General features: G+C 50.1%; 11 protein-coding genes. 8 read left to right on the forward strand and 3 right to left on the reverse strand.

The window, feature by feature from the left end:
* Window positions 1–17 precede the first annotated feature (17 nt).
* Window positions 18–5,009 carry an apolipoprotein A-IV repeat region-like domain-containing protein gene (locus tag AC2D8L_RS02320; protein WP_484683841.1) on the reverse strand — a complete coding sequence of 1,664 codons (4,992 nt, stop codon included), beginning with the start codon at window positions 5,007–5,009 and terminating at the stop codon, window positions 18–20.
* A 350-nt stretch (window positions 5,010–5,359) separates the two neighbouring features.
* On the opposite strand from AC2D8L_RS02320, the gene AC2D8L_RS02325 reads away from it, so the two are divergent.
* The 8 genes from AC2D8L_RS02325 to AC2D8L_RS02360 all read left to right on the forward strand — a co-directional run bounded on the left by AC2D8L_RS02325 (window position 5,360) and on the right by AC2D8L_RS02360 (window position 12,503).
* On the forward strand, window positions 5,360–5,746 hold the full coding sequence (locus tag AC2D8L_RS02325; protein WP_484683842.1) for an Hpt domain-containing protein: 387 nt from the start codon (window positions 5,360–5,362) through the stop codon (window positions 5,744–5,746).
* 119 nt (window positions 5,747–5,865) lie between these two features.
* On the forward strand, window positions 5,866–6,186 hold the full coding sequence (locus AC2D8L_RS02330) for a 2Fe-2S iron-sulfur cluster-binding protein (protein WP_484683843.1): 321 nt from the start codon (window positions 5,866–5,868) through the stop codon (window positions 6,184–6,186).
* A gap of 206 nt (window positions 6,187–6,392) precedes the next feature.
* Complete coding sequence (gene cysG / locus AC2D8L_RS02335; protein ID WP_484683844.1) at window positions 6,393–7,856, forward strand: siroheme synthase CysG; 1,464 nt, start codon at window positions 6,393–6,395, stop codon at window positions 7,854–7,856.
* A gap of 11 nt (window positions 7,857–7,867) precedes the next feature.
* Window positions 7,868–8,176: a DUF2849 domain-containing protein gene (locus AC2D8L_RS02340; RefSeq protein ID WP_484683845.1), complete on the forward strand. Its 309-nt coding sequence runs from the start codon at window positions 7,868–7,870 to the stop codon at window positions 8,174–8,176.
* On the forward strand, window positions 8,163–9,809 hold the full coding sequence (locus AC2D8L_RS02345; RefSeq protein ID WP_484683846.1) for a nitrite/sulfite reductase: 1,647 nt from the start codon (window positions 8,163–8,165) through the stop codon (window positions 9,807–9,809). Before AC2D8L_RS02340 ends, AC2D8L_RS02345 begins: the two co-directional genes overlap by 14 nt.
* Window positions 9,802–11,088, forward strand: a complete 1,287-nt coding sequence (locus AC2D8L_RS02350) for a phosphoadenylyl-sulfate reductase (RefSeq protein WP_484683847.1) — start codon at window positions 9,802–9,804, stop codon at window positions 11,086–11,088. The genes AC2D8L_RS02345 and AC2D8L_RS02350 overlap by 8 nt, the downstream gene beginning before the upstream one ends.
* A 54-nt stretch (window positions 11,089–11,142) precedes the next feature.
* A complete protein-coding gene (locus AC2D8L_RS02355) occupies window positions 11,143–12,171 on the forward strand; it encodes an NAD(P)/FAD-dependent oxidoreductase (RefSeq protein WP_484683848.1) in 1,029 nt (342 codons plus the stop codon).
* Window positions 12,171–12,503, forward strand: coding sequence for a 2Fe-2S iron-sulfur cluster-binding protein (locus AC2D8L_RS02360; protein WP_484683849.1), 333 nt, complete (start codon window positions 12,171–12,173; stop codon window positions 12,501–12,503). Before AC2D8L_RS02355 ends, AC2D8L_RS02360 begins: the two co-directional genes overlap by 1 nt.
* A gap of 82 nt (window positions 12,504–12,585) precedes the next feature.
* On the opposite strand, the gene AC2D8L_RS02365 is transcribed toward AC2D8L_RS02360, so the two are convergent.
* Both AC2D8L_RS02365 and AC2D8L_RS02370 read right to left on the reverse strand, forming a co-directional pair.
* Entirely contained in the window at window positions 12,586–12,996 is a 411-nt protein-coding gene (locus AC2D8L_RS02365) for a VOC family protein (protein ID WP_484683850.1), read from the reverse strand.
* Window positions 12,997–14,313: 1,317 nt separating this feature from the next.
* Window positions 14,314–16,197 carry a cation:proton antiporter domain-containing protein gene (locus AC2D8L_RS02370; protein WP_484683851.1) on the reverse strand — a complete coding sequence of 628 codons (1,884 nt, stop codon included), beginning with the start codon at window positions 16,195–16,197 and terminating at the stop codon, window positions 14,314–14,316.
* Window positions 16,198–16,217: the final 20 nt, after the last annotated feature.

The following is a 16,217-nucleotide window of genomic DNA, read 5'->3' on the forward strand; positions in this document are numbered from 1 at the left end:
AACAAGAATGAAAAGTCTTATCCCAAGCGCCCATTGGCGTGGGCCAGCATGGTGTAGACTTTACCCCGATCAGATGTCAGTTGCGCTTGTGTGTCTGCAACAGGGTTTTGTCCGTTCGCGGCTTCACGAAGCAATTGCTCAAACTCTGACATGAATTCGCGGGCAGTGTTTGCAAACTCATTGTCGCGCTTCAGTTTCTTGCGAATGTCGTCAAATGTACCTTGGCCCGCCAATGTATAAAGGCGACGAGAGAAGACATCTGTCTGTCCGTTTTGATAACGCATCCAAGCGTCGTTCAAAGCATTTTGATCAACCGCTGCAATCATTTCGCTGGTCAAGCTGTTCAAGTTGCTTTCGCGTGGTTGAGCGCTCGCCTGTTGTTGGTTGGCTGATGCATTTCGCAAAAGCGAACGCACCCAATTGTCACCATCTTCGCTAGCACCGTTGCTTTCCTGCGCAGGTGCTTGCTGCTCAATTGGTGAGCGCAAAGGTTCAGTGGCTGGCGCCGGGCTACGAGTAGGGGCAGGGCGTGCTTGTTGTTTTTGTTGCTCTGCTTCTATTTGACGTTCAAGCAGAGCAGCAATTTGTTCTGAAGAAATATCGTCGTCCCGTGACGGGGCGCGCAATTCAGGGCCACGCGGCGGCTGAGTTTGCTCAAAAGTGCGACGCTCAACTGGTTGCCTTGCAGGCGCAGCCGGACGTTGCGGCTCTCTGCGTGGTGCAGGCTCTGGCAAAGGATCGCGACGCGCAGGGGCTGCTGTATAGCTATGTGAACTAGATTGCGCGTTGACGATATTGTTCAACTCGCTCAGTGCTTCAATTTGCTCGGCAACAACACGGCGCATGGCTGCCGCGCTTGCTTTAGTTTCCTCAGGCAATTCCAACATGCCGCGCTGAAGTTCGCCGCGTGTTGCTTGCAGCTCTTCGTTCATTTGACCAGCTGTTGAGCGCATGGCTTGTGCTGTTTCGTTGAACTGGGCGGTGGCGTGGCGAATTGCTTCTTGCATTTCGTCGACCAGCGCTTTTTGCGTTTGTTGAACCGCGCTTTGTGCGCGTTGGCTTTCGATGCCAGCGGTTTCCGTCAATGTGCGCAAGTTGTTTGAAACAGAGTTTGACGCGCCACGTACGGTTTCATCCAACGCTTCTTGCGTTGCTGAAATGCGCTGTTCCGCTTCTGCCACTGTTTCTGAAAGTGAATGGGCAAATACGCGAAGGCGGTTGTCGATTTCTTCCGCACGATTTGTGAAGCCGTGGGCCAAGGCATCAAGCGCTGTTCGTCCGCCTTCGATCGTATCAATGGAAACCATGCTCGCATTTGTAAGGTCGCGCGCCGCATCGGTAAATCCGTGGGCCTGGCCTTCAAGTGTGTGCTTAACTTCGCCAACTTCGGCCAACAAGCCGCTAATTGTTGCTTGAAGTGCAGATACATGCTCGCTCATCAAGCGGCCCGCATCGTCTGTTCCATGCACTGCTTGGCGCACCGCATCTGAGTAACGCGCAGTGTGTTGCCCAATGCTCGTTTCAAGCGTTGAAAGGTTGTCACCAGATGTTTCAAGAACTTGTTGCAACAACATATTTGAATCGTTGAGCTTGGTGAGGGCTTGGGTCACATCCTCTTCAATACGTGAAGTGGAAGACGCCATGATTTGCTCTGCACCACTGGCCGAGTTTTCTAGGGCTGCTGTCAACACATTCTGGTGGTTGGAAAGACGATCATCCAACTCATTGGCTTTTTGGTCGATGAGTTTGGACAATGTTTCAGACTGTAGCGCAACAATGCGGTTCATTGCTGAAGATTTGTCGCTCAATTCTTGGGCAGTGGCGACGCCGCGAACTTCAACCAAATCTTCGATCTTGTTGCTGACTTCGCTTAATTGCTGCATTGCACCACGCACCAAGCTGTCCATGCGAGTTGCAGTGGTTTCAACGTCGGACGAGATATCTGCGGTCATGCCAACAAGTTTTTCTTGCAGGCTGGCTGTAATTCGGTTTGCGCCGTCATCAATATTGGCCATTGTTGCGCCAAGAGCGGATGATACAGATGCGTTGATTTCATTCAATCGCTCAGCAGTCGCATCTGCACGCGCCGCAATCGCCTCTGGCAATGTGCCAAGTTTTTCGTCAATCGTACGGCTTAGTTTTTCAGCGGTCGAAGCAATTTTTGCCTCACTCTGGTTAGCACTTGTTTCAATGTTTTGAGCTGCCAACGTTGAAGAAGCGGCAAGACGTTGCTCGCTGTCATCGATGCGGCCTTCAATTGATTTATTCAGGCTATTCAGCGTTGCAGCCAAGCGCTGTTCACCATCAGAAACCCGTGTTTCTACGTTTGATGTTAGGCTTTCAACCGTTTCGCTCAAGCGTTTTTCGCCTTCAGCAAAACGTTCTTCAGTTGTGGCGGTTAGGCCGTTAATGGCGTCAGTGAAGTTTTGTTCGCTGGCTGAAACACTTGAGGCAATTGAAGACGTCAAGCCATCAACAGTTGTGGCAAGGCTTTGCTCGCTGTTCGCGACACTGTTTTCAATTGACGAAGTAAGGTGTTGAGTTACGCGGCCCAAGGTCTCTGCTGACTGTGCGACGCGCCCAACAACCGTTTCATCAAGTTTGTTGGTTGCAGCGTCAAATGTTTGCGTAGAATCAACAACCGCTTTTTCAACACGCCCGGCAAGTCGATCTGTGCTTTGTTCGATGTTGGAAATCGCACTCGTCACTTTGCCAGCCACACCGTGCTCTGCATCTGAAAGGCGTGCAATTGCGCCATCAATTTCAATGCCCAAGTGCTCATTAACTTCAGACACTTTTGCTTCAATCATGGAAGAAACTTGCTGCGTGCGCGTTTCCATTGTCTCATTCACGTCGCGAAGGCTTGCGTCAATATTATCGCGGAATTTGCTGCCCGACTGATCAAATGCCGCCGTTAGTTCCTCAGTCCGCTGATGCATTTCAGCGCTCAATTGTGCCGCACTTGATTGCAATCGATCATTAATTGTTGTCGTTTGCGCCGCTAACGTGCTTTCCATCGACTTGGCAGTTTCAGTCATGTTGACGCTGTTTTGATCAATCGTCTCGATCAATTTGCCGCCTTTTTCGTTGACGATTTCATCCATGGATTTGAGACGGCTGTCCAAAATCACCGCTACTTCATCAACGCGGGCAGTAAGCTGAGCCGCGGTTGCATCGCCTGCATTCTGCAATGAGGTCCGTGCATCCTCGGCGCGTGCCGTCAGTTCGGCTGATGTGGCATCACTTGCTGTTTGTAACAACAGGCGTGCTTCATCTGCGCGTTCTTCCAACACGCCGCCAATTTGCAATAGGGCTGACTGTACGCTGCTATCCAAATTGTTGGATTGAATGGCCAGAGTTTCGTCAATTCGTGTTCCGAAATCTGAAAGGTTAGCTTGTGCGCCAGCAGCACTTTGCAGAATGCCATGTGCGAGCTGGTTGCCTACATTTTCCATCTGGTTTGTGATTTCTTCACCGCGCAGGCTCATATCCACTAACACCGCTTCACCAGAAGCCTGCAGCACACTGCTCAATTTCGCACTTTGCTCATCAACAGACGCAGAAATTGCCGCGGTGCCACCTTCAAATGTATCAGTGAGTGCTGAAATGCGATTTGCTACATTTGCATTGAATTCTTGGGTCCCACTGTCTAGCGCCGTCGTCAACAAGTTCGACTTCTCATCAAACATTGATGTGAAGGCGTTCGTGTTTTGGCCAAGGAGTTGTGAAACCTCTTCCACTCGATCAGTTACCAGTGTGCCGAATCCATCGGTGCGATTGATCAAAACTTGATCCAGTTGTGCCGTACGGCCAGAAATCATCTGGTCTAAAGATTGATTGCGCTCGTCGAATGAGTTTTCCAAAATGGACGTACGTTCGCTCAACATATTGTCGAACGTATTCGATTGTTCTGCAATCGACGCAGCGAGGCTTGCCGTGCGTTCGTCAACAATTATGTTCAACTTGTCTGTGGTCTCATCAAGCGACGAAACCAAATCAGCTTGGCGATTTTGGATCGTGTCATCGAAGCTTTTTGCGCGTTCGGAAATTGCACTGTCGATTGTTAGACCCGCTAATTGAACGGCTTCGGTTACATCCTTTGACTGTGTGTCAATCGTAGATGTGATGTTGCCGCCCACAGTTTTCATTTGGTCAATGAACGAAGTGCCGACAGTATCGAGTTGTGTTGCAAAGCCGGAATGGACGTCAGAGATGGCGTCACGAACGCGTTCCGAGTTCGTCACCACTGCATTGCGTTGTGATGCGAGTTCTTCGATCAACGCGCGCATGCGCAACTCGTTGTCCGCATAGGTGCGCTCAAGCGAGTTCACTTCGTTGTGGACCATAACTTCAAGTTCACTAGCGCGAGAAAGTGCCCGCTCTAGGCCGTCACCGATTGCGTTGACTTCACGTCGCACCGCTTGGCCAACAGTCTTTATTTGCTGCGAAGCAGTTGCTTCTGGTTCGGTTAAGCGCATCGCCGCCTGGGTCATCGAGGATGCAGCCAGCCGGAGGTCAGACGCGCGACGTGTCATTACAGCAAGTGCGTAAAATGCCAAAATCGGAATGACCAGCAATGCGGCATATCCGGCAAATTCTGGTGTGCGAACCGTTTCAGCAATTAGGCTTTGATCGCTCAAACCTGTGCCGAACCGGAAATAGCCGAGTATGCCAATTACCGCGGCCCAAACGATTGCCACCAGAGTCGCGATCCAATAGGGGGCAGATGTTGGCTTTGACTGAAGTGAATACAGAATGCCAGCAGCGCTTGATCGGTCGTCATTCGCTATGCCGGCGGCGCGGGCAGCTATGCGCTCTGCAGATCTAGTACGGCTTGCTGGCGCGGACTTCGCTTTTTTGGCGGACGATTGAATATCGGGTGTTTGTTCTTTTGCTTTAGATGCCTTTGGGCCGGTATCTGCATCAATGGATTGTTCCAGCGCGTTTTCCACAGCTGAAAATGCAAGTGATGCTGGGTCCTTTGATGATGAACCTTTGTTTTTAGCCATACTCAGTACTACCTTTGCGTCCGCACACGTCCCAACATTGCGGCGTAGGTAAGCTCTGGCAAGCAACATCGCAAAAATTTCGATGCGCCCGGAGCGTCCCCCGGAAATTCATAACACATTAAAAAATAATGCATTTTTGGCCAAATCTACAACGCCGCCGAACGTTGGTATCACGCTTTTATACACCTTTTCGACGTCGAATTTACATTTTTATTAAAAAATGATTAACGCGTCACCATTGCTGACCTAGATTGCATTCAATTGTGCCCGAAATTTGGCGCTTAATCGAGCATTCATCCCTTCATGATAAAGTTGTGAATAGTTTGAGTTGAGTAAGAGTAGGATAAATTATGGCAAGCGCGACAGCGTTGGCATCTCACGCACAAGACTATGGTGTTGAGGTTGGCCATGAACGATTGATTGATTTGGTATATTTGGCACGCCAGACCATGGGCAGTAAGTCTCTTGAAACCGAGATCCTACGCCTTTTCAAAACACAGCTCGAGCTTCATTACAATTCCCTGTCTGAGCCAGATAATGACGGAGATTTGCGCATGCGATTGCACACGATAAAAGGTGCATCGGGTGGGGTTGGTGCATTTGAGGTCGGTCAATTGGCCGCAACTGCGGAAGATTTCTTGATACGTGGCGAGGAATTGCCGGACGGTCAAATTGAAGGCCTGTTGCAGGCAATTCGTTCAACCATGGACTATATTGACCAGCTTCTCGCGCAATAGGTTTCAACCATCACTTAGACGATAAAAGTGCAGCTCTATAAGTTTGGCTGCTGTTTGCTTGATCAAATGGGCCATCGGCGATATAGAACCCGCCAAGCGCAAATAAAGGAACATCCACCATGGCCAAAATTACCTATGTCGAAGCAAATGGCACGCGTCATGACGTTGAAGCAGAAACCGGATCAACGGTCATGGAGAATGCGATTCGCAACGATGTTCCGGGTATCGTGGCTGAATGCGGCGGGGCTTGTACCTGTGCGACATGCCATGTCTATGTTGATAAAGACTGGACAGCAAAAGCGGGCGGCCCTTCTGTAATGGAAGAAGATATGCTGGATTTTGCTTTTGATGTGAATGAAACCAGTCGCTTATCTTGTCAAATCAAAGTCTCGGATGAGCTTGATGGCCTTGTGGTTCACGTTCCAGAAAATCAGGCATAGATTTTCCCAAAATCGCTTTAGGGAAGAATTTTTCTACAAATCTTGGCAATATTGAGATGAAATTTCTCATCTGGTTGATATTCGCCTTGTCAGCATTTTGCGTTGCGCACATTTGGTAGAAAATCTAAAAATCTAACAATTTCAATGACTTGGCATTGTGCGTAGAGTCGCTTATTTTAGCATCTTCGATTACTCGAGGTCGCGAAATGACACGTCTGGGCATATTCCCTGTTTCCTACAAGGTTCGGGGCAAGAAAATCATCATTGTGGGTGGCGGCGCTGAAGCGTTGGCCAAGGCCCGGCTTGCCATCAAAACCGATGCGCATGTTGTTGTGATTGCGCGCAAAATTGAAGCTGACTTTTCCTCCCTAGATCAAAATGACGTTCATCTGGACGTGCGCGAAGAGGTGTTTGCTGCGTATCACTTGGACAATGCGGCTCTGGTGTTCGTTGGCGATGAAGGCCCAGATGCTGAGATAGCAAAACGCTTGACGAAAGAAGCGGGTTTGCCGCTCAATGTTGTTGATCAGCCTGAACATTGCGATTTCTTTACCCCCGCCATCGTCGACCGCGCGCCGATTTCCATTGCCATTTCATCTGAAGGCGAAGCGCCGGTTTTGGCCCGTTTGGTTCGCGCAAAGATTGAGGCCTTGTTGCCGTTGCATCTTGGCGCATTGGCCGGCCTTGCGGGTGGCATGCGTAATCTGGTGGAGCGTTTGATCACTTCTGGTGACCGTCGCCGAAAATTCTATCAAGAACTACTAGCATCACCTCACATCGAAGACGCTTTGGCGAATAGCCAAGAGGATAAAGCAAATCAATGGGCCAACCAGTTGCTGGTTGGTCACGCAAACACCGATCGGCGTTCTAATGCTCGGCGGCAGGGTTTCGTGCATCTGGTCGGCGCCGGGCCGGGCGCTGAGGATTTGCTGACCTTACGGGCGCAACGTGTTTTGCAAAGTGCAGATGTGATTGTGCATGACCAATTGGTGCCAGAAGCCGTGGTGCAGATGGGCCGTCGGGATGCGGAACGGATCAGTGTTGGAAAAGCCAAAGGCCGTCATTCATTCACGCAAAAACGCATCAATAAGTTGATTGTCGACCTAGCGCTTGAAGGTAAGCAGGTTGTGCGCCTTAAGTCTGGTGACCCGATGATATTTGGTCGAGCCGCCGAAGAAATCGCGGCCATGGATGAAGCAAATGTGGAATACGCAATTGTTCCCGGTGTTACTGCAGCTTCCGCTGCTGCCTCAGATGCGCAATTGCCAGTTACCTTGCGCAATGTCGCTTCAGGCGTTGTTTATGCGACCGCGCATGGCGCAAACGACACAGCCGTCACCCATTGGGCGACATTGGCCAAATCTGGGCTGACCCTCGGCATATATATGGGTAAGTCGATCATGCAAGATGTGGCAAACGGGTTGATCGCCGAAGGTCTTTCGAGCGAGACGCCTGTTGGTATCGTGGTCAATGCAGGACGTGCGGATAGCGCTCGATGTTTGTCCAATTTGGCAGAAATATCAAATGAAGTGCCGCAACTCGCAGCCGGCCCGGCAATCGTTTTTGTCGGTGAAGCAGTCGCGAGCGGCAAGTGGCTGGATCAAGTTGAAGAACCGGCCTTAGAGCAAAATTCGAATGGGGATACGCAGCCTCAAATTCAGGTGGCGTAAAGGAAATTAAGATGAATGCAATTACCGCAAATGAACTGATCTCGGGTGCCGTTGTGTACCTTTATGAAAATGGCGACTTTGACGTCGATCTGCAAAAAGCCAAGCTATTTGGTGCTGACGATAGGGCTGCTGTCGAAGCGTCTTTGGCACAAGCCGCGCTGAACACAAGATTGGTAAGCTTAGAAGCTATAGATGTTGAAGTCAGCGAAACCGGCAATGTCTGGGCCAATCGTTTAAGAGAACGCATTCGGGCCGACGGTCCAACAGTTGGCGGCTATGGACGTCAGAACCTACAAGGAGCCGATCATGTATCGCTATGATGAGTTTGATGCGGCTTTTGTTCGCCAACGTACAGAACAGTTTTCTCACCAAGTTCAACGCCGCCTGACTGGCGAATTGACGGAAGAACAATTTCGTCCATTGCGCTTGATGAATGGTCTTTATTTGCAATTGCATGCCTATATGCTGCGGGTTGCGGTGCCTTATGGCACCATGAATTCTGCCCAATTGCGGATGCAGGCACATATTGCTCGCAAATATGACCGTGAATATGGACACTTCACCACCCGGCAAAATATTCAGTTCAACTGGCCTAAACTCAAAGATGTGCCAGCCATTTTGGCTGATTTGGCGAGCGTTGAAATGCATGCGATCCAAACATCAGGCAATTGCATTCGTAACGTGACAACAGATCAATTTGCTGGCGCTGCTGCTGATGAGATCATTGACCCTCGCCCGGTGGCAGAGATCATTCGCCAATGGTCTTCTTTGCATCCTGAATTTTCGTATTTGCCACGCAAGTTTAAAATTGCGATCACCGGTTCGCCCCAAGATCGTGCAGCGGTGAAGTTCCACGATATTGGTTTGATGGCGACCACAAATGATGCTGGCAAGATCGGCTGGCGCGTATTTGTTGGTGGTGGTTTGGGCCGTACACCAATGGTGGGCAAAGAGATTTCCGATTTCGTTGCTGACGAATATTTGCTGCCCTATTTGGAAGCGATTTTGCGCGTTTACAACATGAATGGTCGTCGGGACAATAAATACAAAGCCCGGATCAAGATCCTTGTGCATGAAACAGGCATTGAGAGCATTCGAGAGCAGGTTGAAGCTGAGTTTGCTGAAATCAAAGAGGGCGTATTGAAACTGCCTCAGGGGGAATTGACGCGGATCACTGAATATTTCGCTGCTCCTGCGTTTGAACCTCAAACAGATACCGCCATTGATGTGGCGCAGTTTGAAATCACCGACAGCGCCTATGGACGGTTCCTCAAACGCAATCTGCATCCGCACCGCGAAGAAGGTTATGTTAGCGTTACCGTCTCGCTCAAGCCAATTGGCGGCACTCCGGGCGATGCGACTGATGTTCAGATGGAAGCCATTGCGGACCTCGCTGAGCAATATAGTTTTGACGAATTGCGTGTTAGCCACGAACAGAATTTGGTTCTGCCACATGTGGCGATCAGAGATGTGCGTGCCATTTATGACGTGTTGGTTGAGCAAGGACTTCAGGAAGGTAATGCGGGGCTGATCTCTGACATTATCGCATGCCCGGGCCTTGATTATTGCGCTCTTGCAAATGCGCGTTCCATTCCGATTGCGCAAGCGATTTCCGAAAAGTTTGCTGATCGGGAAGAAGAGTTTGGCGAATTGAAGCTGAAAATTTCTGGTTGTATCAATGCGTGTGGACACCACCATGTGGGCCATATCGGCATTCTTGGTGTAGAGAAAAAAGGCACGGAACTCTATCAAATCACCGTTGGTGGTGATGCTACGGAAAACGCATCTGTTGGGTCTATCCTTGGCCGTGGTGTTGTGGCTGAAGAAGTGCCCGGCGCGCTGGAAAAGTTGCTGGATCGTTATATGAGCGAGCGCCAGAACGCTGACGAAAGCTTTATCCAAGCCTATCGCCGTTTGGGTGACGCTCCATTTAAGGAGGCGCTTTATGGTTAGTTCTAATTTGGCCCATGCGCAACTAGTGAAGCCACGTCCAACTGATTTGGAATTGGTCGCGCTGAACGGCATGTTCGACGAGAAGGACGGTTTGTCCGTTCTGCGCCATGCTTTGAGCGGGGAAGTGTCCCCGAACTCAATCGCCATGGTATCATCTTTTGGTGCGGATAGTTCCGTGTTGCTCCACATGGTTGCACAGATCAATCCGCATCAAGAGGTGTTGTTTTTGGAAACAGGCAAGCATTTTGCTGAAACGCTTGAATATATCGAGATCATGAAAAAGCACCTTGGTCTGACCAATGTGCGTTTTCTTGAGCCAGACACAAAAGACGTTGAGCGGTTTGATACAGAAGGCACGCTTTGGCAGACGGACCCTGATAGCTGCTGCCATATTCGCAAGACTGAGCCGCTTGATGCAGCGCTTAAAAATTACGGTGGCTGGGTCACCGGTCGCAAGCGTTTCCAGACCAACGACCGGGGCGTGTTGCCGCATTTTGAGTTGACTACTGATGATCGGATTAAAGTCAATCCGTTGGCCTATTGGGATAATGATGATGTGAAAGCCTATCGTGAGCAACACGGTTTGCCAGCGCACCCCTTGTTTCTTAAAGGCTATTTGTCGATTGGCTGTGCGCCATGTACCTCGATTGTTAAAGAGGGTGAAGATCCACGATCTGGCCGTTGGCGCGGTAAAGAAAAAACCGAATGCGGTATACACTTTGATGTGAACGGCAAAATTGCAAATCCGGGCGCAGAGTTGGAACATAAAGAGATGAATTTGTTCAAAGACGGTGCATTTGTCGCCGATAATTGGCGCGACCTTGAAGAAGATGAAGCGCTGCATGATCTCAATCATGTTCATATTCCGCTGAACATATATCTTGAGAACAGAAACGCGGTTGATGCTCAGCAAGGGGCCGTTGGCATTCTGCTGCAGCCGGGTGATGATGTTGATGCGCTTGGCGAAGATGCAAAGCGCTTCGCATCGATTGCTGTCGAGTTTCCAGCGTTCACCGACGGTCGCGGATATTCCTATGCGCGGCTTTTGCGGGAACGTTATGACTATGCTGGTGAGCTGCGCGCACGGGGTGACATATTGACTGATCAGGTTGCCTATTTCCAAAGATGTGGCTTTGACGCCTTGACTGTTGGAAATGCAGCGACCAGAAAAGCACTTGAAGAAAACGACCTTGGTGAGGTATCGATCTTCATGCAACCGGTTGGGGCGTCCCCTGAGGTGCCTGTTGGAACACGTCCGTTTTTGCGTCGGGCGAAATAATAAACTTACTGGGTGGTCCAGCGCCCGCGATAAAATACGAAGAGAGTACGAGAAATGAGCGAGCGTGAGATTGTCACCGATGTGGTGATCATCGGAGCAGGCCCTGTTGGCCTTTTTGCTGTTTTTGAGTTGGGCTTGTTGGACATTAAATGCCACCTGATCGATATATTGGACAAGCCCGGCGGCCAGTGTGCCGAGCTTTATCCGGAAAAACCGATTTATGATATTCCAGCATTCCCAGAAATTTCTGGTCAGGAATTGACAAATAACTTGCTTGAGCAAGCCGAGCCGTTTGGCCCAACCTACCATTATAATCAAATGGTTACCGAGCTTGAGAAGCAAGAAGACGGCTCTTACATTGTCAAAACCGACGACAATCAAACCTTCAAATGCAAGGTTGTGGTAATCGCGGCCGGTGGCGGATCGTTCCAGCCTAAGCGCCCACCGGTTCCTGGCATTGAAGAATACGAGAATAAGTCTGTGTTCTATGCTGTGCGTCGTCGGGAGGAATTCCGCGATCATGACATCGTCATTGTTGGCGGTGGCGATAGTGCGCTGGATTGGACTTTGAACCTTGCGGACATCGCAAAGTCGGTAACTCTTGTGCACCGTCGCGACAGCTTCCGCGCGCACACAGACAGTGTGAACAAAATGCGTGCGCTTGTTGAAGCGGGCAAGATCAAGTTCGAGCTCGGCCAAATTGCCAATCTTGAAGGCGAGAATGGTCAATTGACCGGGGTGAACATCAAAAGCAAAGAAGGCGAGACATTGTTGCCTGCTTCGCGTTTGCTGCCATTCTTTGGCCTAACCATGAAATTGGGCCCAGTTGCAGACTGGGGGCTGAATTTGCATGAAAACCTGATCAATGTGGATACTGAGAAGTTCGCCACATCTGAAGAGGGAATTTACGCGATTGGTGACATCAACCACTATCCCGGTAAGCTTAAACTGATCCTTTCTGGCTTCCATGAAGCTGCTTTGATGGCCCACGCCGCAAAGAAGATTATTCATCCGGATCAAAAGGTTGTGTTTCAATATACAACGTCTTCGACCAGCTTGCAGAAGAAGCTTGGAGTGAAATAATGCGCGTTTACGTGACAGATCATGATGGCAAAGAACACGAGCTAGAAGCCCTTGACGGCTGGCGGGTGATGGAAGTCATCCGCGATTGGGATCTTCCCATTAAAGCTGAATGTGGTGGTGCTTGCGCCTGCGCGACCTGTCACGTTTTCGTTGACCCTGAATGGGCGAGCAAACTTCATCCGGCGACGGACGAAGAAGAAGATATGCTTGACACGGTTCCTGACGTTCAAGATAACTCGCGCCTTTCTTGTCAAATCCTGATGAGCGACGAGTTGGACGGGCTTAAAGTTGCCCTTGCACCGAGTGCGAAGCCTGAAGAAAAAGTGGCATAGTTTTCGCTCACGGTTCCTCCTTCTTTTCCTTTATGATTTATGGGCACCCTCAAAGAGTTTTGAGGGTGCGTTTATTTTGTCTTTATGGCAGTGCGTAGAAGCCTAAACCGTTGCCATCCGGATCCGTGAATTCTGAAAATGTGACCACGTCGGGAACGGCTATTGCTTGGCCTGTGTCGATGTTTTTCGCCGTTCTACTTGCCTGCGCGACTTCCATATTGTCGACACTGAAGCGAATGATCGAGCCGGCAGAACTTGGCTCATCCACCTCGAATATCTGAATCCAAACGCCCGCCGATGCTTTGAATTCAACAACGCCTGGCACTGGACGGATGATCTCTACGTCGTCCCCGAATAGTTTGGTGTACCAGGCCTCTGCTTCAGCAATGGATGCCACCGGTATGCCCACTGTGACTTCTTTGAAGGGCTCTGAAGCAACTGCAGCTCCACTGAATAATGTGAGCATTGCGACAGCCTTAAATAATGTACGCATTCTTGAAAAACTCCTATTTGGCGCAAGATGACAAAGTCTTGCTTGTTCTTAAATTTGCGGTATTTCGGCTCAATTGAGCTGACAACCATTTTCTTCATCTTGAGATTTGGGCAATTCGACGTCGATTGAAGCGAAGGTATTTCGCTTAAAATCGGCAAAGAATTTCTCACCGATCAAAAAATATGGTTGCTATACTTTATGGACACTAATTCATTTGTCAACATCACGTCTGGGTTTGATCGTGGTTAGTGCGGGCAGTTGTGGCTTTCTAACTTCGGCGCTGTACCAGTGCTGGGGAATGCAAAAGTAGTTGGGCTGCCAGCCTTAGGTCGAGTTCCGTGAAATCCATTCGAACGCCAATTGAACGTCTGGACAGTATCCCAAGATTTTTGCGTTGCCTTTGCTGCGAATGCGTTCGTTAGTCCTGCACGGCGTTGGATGGTCACGAGCATAAACGCTTCTCCGCTTCATCCTGAGCTTGTCGAAGGATGGAACAGTGGGCACCACATTCATGGTTCCACAAGCTCACCATGAGGGCTGCGGGAGGAATGTTTTGTGAACCTTTGGTTTGATCCGAGTTTCCATCCAATTTTTGAGTTGACGATATTGAGCTATTCGATTTGCTGGCTTCATATGGACCCTCGGGTCAAGCCCGAGGGTGACAAGGTTTTTGGTGTCGCCCACACGGAATTCACACCAAATCCCCCGACATGCTGTTGCATCCGAGTTTTCCAAATTGGTTGCGATACACGAGGCGGTTATTGTCTCGTTATGGTGGCTTTGGGATGAGACAAGAAACGCCTCGTGCGACAGGTTTTTTGCGCGTTCAATCAGATTCCCCGGGGTGCTAAACCCTTCTATCCCCTTTACCTACATCACAATTTCCGCTGTTGTGCACCCAGTTGGGGTGCCGGAAAGCCAAAGCAAAAACTTTGAATGGGAACAGACCCATTGATGACTGACGGCTGCCTTCGGTGTCAGACTGGACATATGATCTAAGCGTTTCCCAAACGCGACCGCTTGGGGCACTTGCCTCTTCCAATTGTCTGAAGATGCGGTTTGACCCGCACTTATGATGAAGTTGGAAATCACAAATGTGCGAATCGACCAACATCAGAGAAAATAGACAATTTCCCCTCCATCCGTCGATGGTCGCTTGGGGTAGAAGATGGGCACTAGTTTAGAGGAGGTTTGAAGGGGCGTGGATAAGTTTTTGCGCAACCCAATTCGTTCTGGGTTTGCCAGTATGGGGAATTGGATTTCCACCGGCCCGAAAAGGTGAGATCACCTTGCCGGGCCGGGATGTGCGTGAATAGATTACGCTGAAAGCGCGATCTTGCGAGCTTCTCGCATGTCTGCCTTTAACTCCTCTTCCCACAATCCAATTTTCTCATGGATCATTTGAGCATAGGGACTGTCGTCGCTTAGTGGGTCTTCGCTTTCGATAAAGGCTTGAGCCGTTTCGATCATCGTTTTGCGGTCATGTTCTTCGAATACGTCAGTCATATCTTCCGCTTGATTGCGCGGATAACCTAGAGCTTCGAAGGCAGAGCGAGCAGCGCGGATGGAGCTGTCATAAGTCTCGCGAATAATGTCGCGACAACCCGCTGCCCAAAGATCGTAGACGTGCCAACGGTCAATTGCACGGGCGATCACGTGCACCCTTGGATGGGTTTCTTTCATGTACCGGGCAAGCTCTGTTGCTGCTTCTTTGTTGTCGATAGCGATCACAAGCATTTTGGCATTATCGATACCCGCAGCATGAAGAAGGTCAGGACGGGTTGCGTCACCGAAATAGGCACTGAGGCCGAAGCGGCGCAGCATAGCCAATTGCTCGTTGCTATAGTCGATAACCGTTGTTTCATAGTCTGCTGCTTGTAGCGCGCGATTGACTATGCCGCCAAAACGACCATGTCCTGCAATAATGATTTTTGCATCAGACGGCATTTCATCAGCTTCTTGGGATTGTTGGCGCGCATAACGCGGCACAATGATCTTATCATAGCAGATGAATAGAGCTGGAGTGAGCAACATGGAGAGCGCAACAACCAGCAGCAATAGGTCTGCAATAGGGCCCGGAACCACTGCGTTTGCAACGGTGAAGGACACGAGCACAAAGCCGAATTCACCAGCCTGCGCGAGACCCAAAGAAAACAACCATTTGTCGCTGCTGCGGAGCTTGAACACAATGCCCAGCACAAACATAATGCCGCCTTTAAGTGCAATCAACCCGAGGGTTAAACCAACAATCAGTGCCATGTTTTCGCTGAACAATGCGAAGTCGATACTGGCACCCACGGTGATGAAAAACACGCCAAGGAAGATGCCTTTGAACGGCGCGATGTCGCTTTCCAGTTCGTGTCGATATTCGCTGTTGGCCATGACGACACCAGCCAGGAATGTGCCCAGCGCTGGGGATAGACCAACCATCGTCATCAATAGGGCAATGCCCACCACCATCATCAATGCGGTGCTGACGAACAATTCGCGCAATCGGGCGCGGGCAACATAGCGGAATATTGGGCCGGTCAAATAGCGCCCAGCAACAATTACAGCGCCGACGGCAGCCAATGTAACGATAGCAGTTTGCCAGCCAGGAAGACCTTCAACAAGGCTTAGGTTTAGTCCGGCTTCACCATGCCCACCGCCGTGGTCATCGCCGTGATGTAAAGCGTCGACCAGTTCGGGCAGCGCCAAAAGCGGGATAAGCGCGAGCATTGGGATAACCGCAATATCTTGAAACAAAAGCACCGAGAAACTCGCTTGCCCGCCATCGCTTTTCATCAACCCTTTTTCGTTCAGCGTTTGCGTGACAATTGCCGTGGAAGAGAGCGCAAAGATTAAGCCGATGGCTAGAGCAACTGTCCAAGGTTGTCCGAATACAATCGACACTGCCATTACAGCCGCCGCTGTTAACCCGACCTGCAGTCCGCCCATCAAGAAAATGCGCGCCCGCATGGCCCAGAGGACTTTGGGCTGCATTTCCAAACCAATAAGGAACAGCATCATGACGACACCAAATTCGGTGAAGTGCTGAAGGCCAACCACATCGACCCCGGCCCAATGCAGGATGGGACCAATAGCAATACCGGCGATGAGATAGCCGAGCACCGACCCTAACCCAAAGCGTGACGCCAGTGGCACGGCAATCATCCCCGCCAGAAATATGGTGAATGTGATAAATAGAAATTCTGCGGTCATTTGGGTTTCCTTTTGGGATT

It is taken from the genome of Maritalea sp. YIW29 (assembly GCF_057219265.1).

What these genes read in the sequence shown, in the direction of transcription:
- AC2D8L_RS02365 (WP_484683850.1), bottom strand. Translation starts at nt 12,996, where the DNA reads ATGCGTACATTATTTAAGGCTGTCGCAATGCTCACATTATTCAGTGGA.
- cysG (WP_484683844.1), top strand. Translation starts at nt 6,393, where the DNA reads ATGACACGTCTGGGCATATTCCCTGTTTCCTACAAGGTTCGGGGCAAG.
- AC2D8L_RS02360 (WP_484683849.1), top strand. Translation starts at nt 12,171, where the DNA reads ATGCGCGTTTACGTGACAGATCATGATGGCAAAGAACACGAGCTAGAA.
- AC2D8L_RS02350 (WP_484683847.1), top strand. Translation starts at nt 9,802, where the DNA reads ATGGTTAGTTCTAATTTGGCCCATGCGCAACTAGTGAAGCCACGTCCA.
- AC2D8L_RS02320 (WP_484683841.1), bottom strand. Translation starts at nt 5,009, where the DNA reads ATGGCTAAAAACAAAGGTTCATCATCAAAGGACCCAGCATCACTTGCA.
- AC2D8L_RS02345 (WP_484683846.1), top strand. Translation starts at nt 8,163, where the DNA reads ATGTATCGCTATGATGAGTTTGATGCGGCTTTTGTTCGCCAACGTACA.
- AC2D8L_RS02340 (WP_484683845.1), top strand. Translation starts at nt 7,868, where the DNA reads ATGAATGCAATTACCGCAAATGAACTGATCTCGGGTGCCGTTGTGTAC.
- AC2D8L_RS02370 (WP_484683851.1), bottom strand. Translation starts at nt 16,197, where the DNA reads ATGACCGCAGAATTTCTATTTATCACATTCACCATATTTCTGGCGGGG.
- AC2D8L_RS02355 (WP_484683848.1), top strand. Translation starts at nt 11,143, where the DNA reads ATGAGCGAGCGTGAGATTGTCACCGATGTGGTGATCATCGGAGCAGGC.
- AC2D8L_RS02325 (WP_484683842.1), top strand. Translation starts at nt 5,360, where the DNA reads ATGGCAAGCGCGACAGCGTTGGCATCTCACGCACAAGACTATGGTGTT.
- AC2D8L_RS02330 (WP_484683843.1), top strand. Translation starts at nt 5,866, where the DNA reads ATGGCCAAAATTACCTATGTCGAAGCAAATGGCACGCGTCATGACGTT.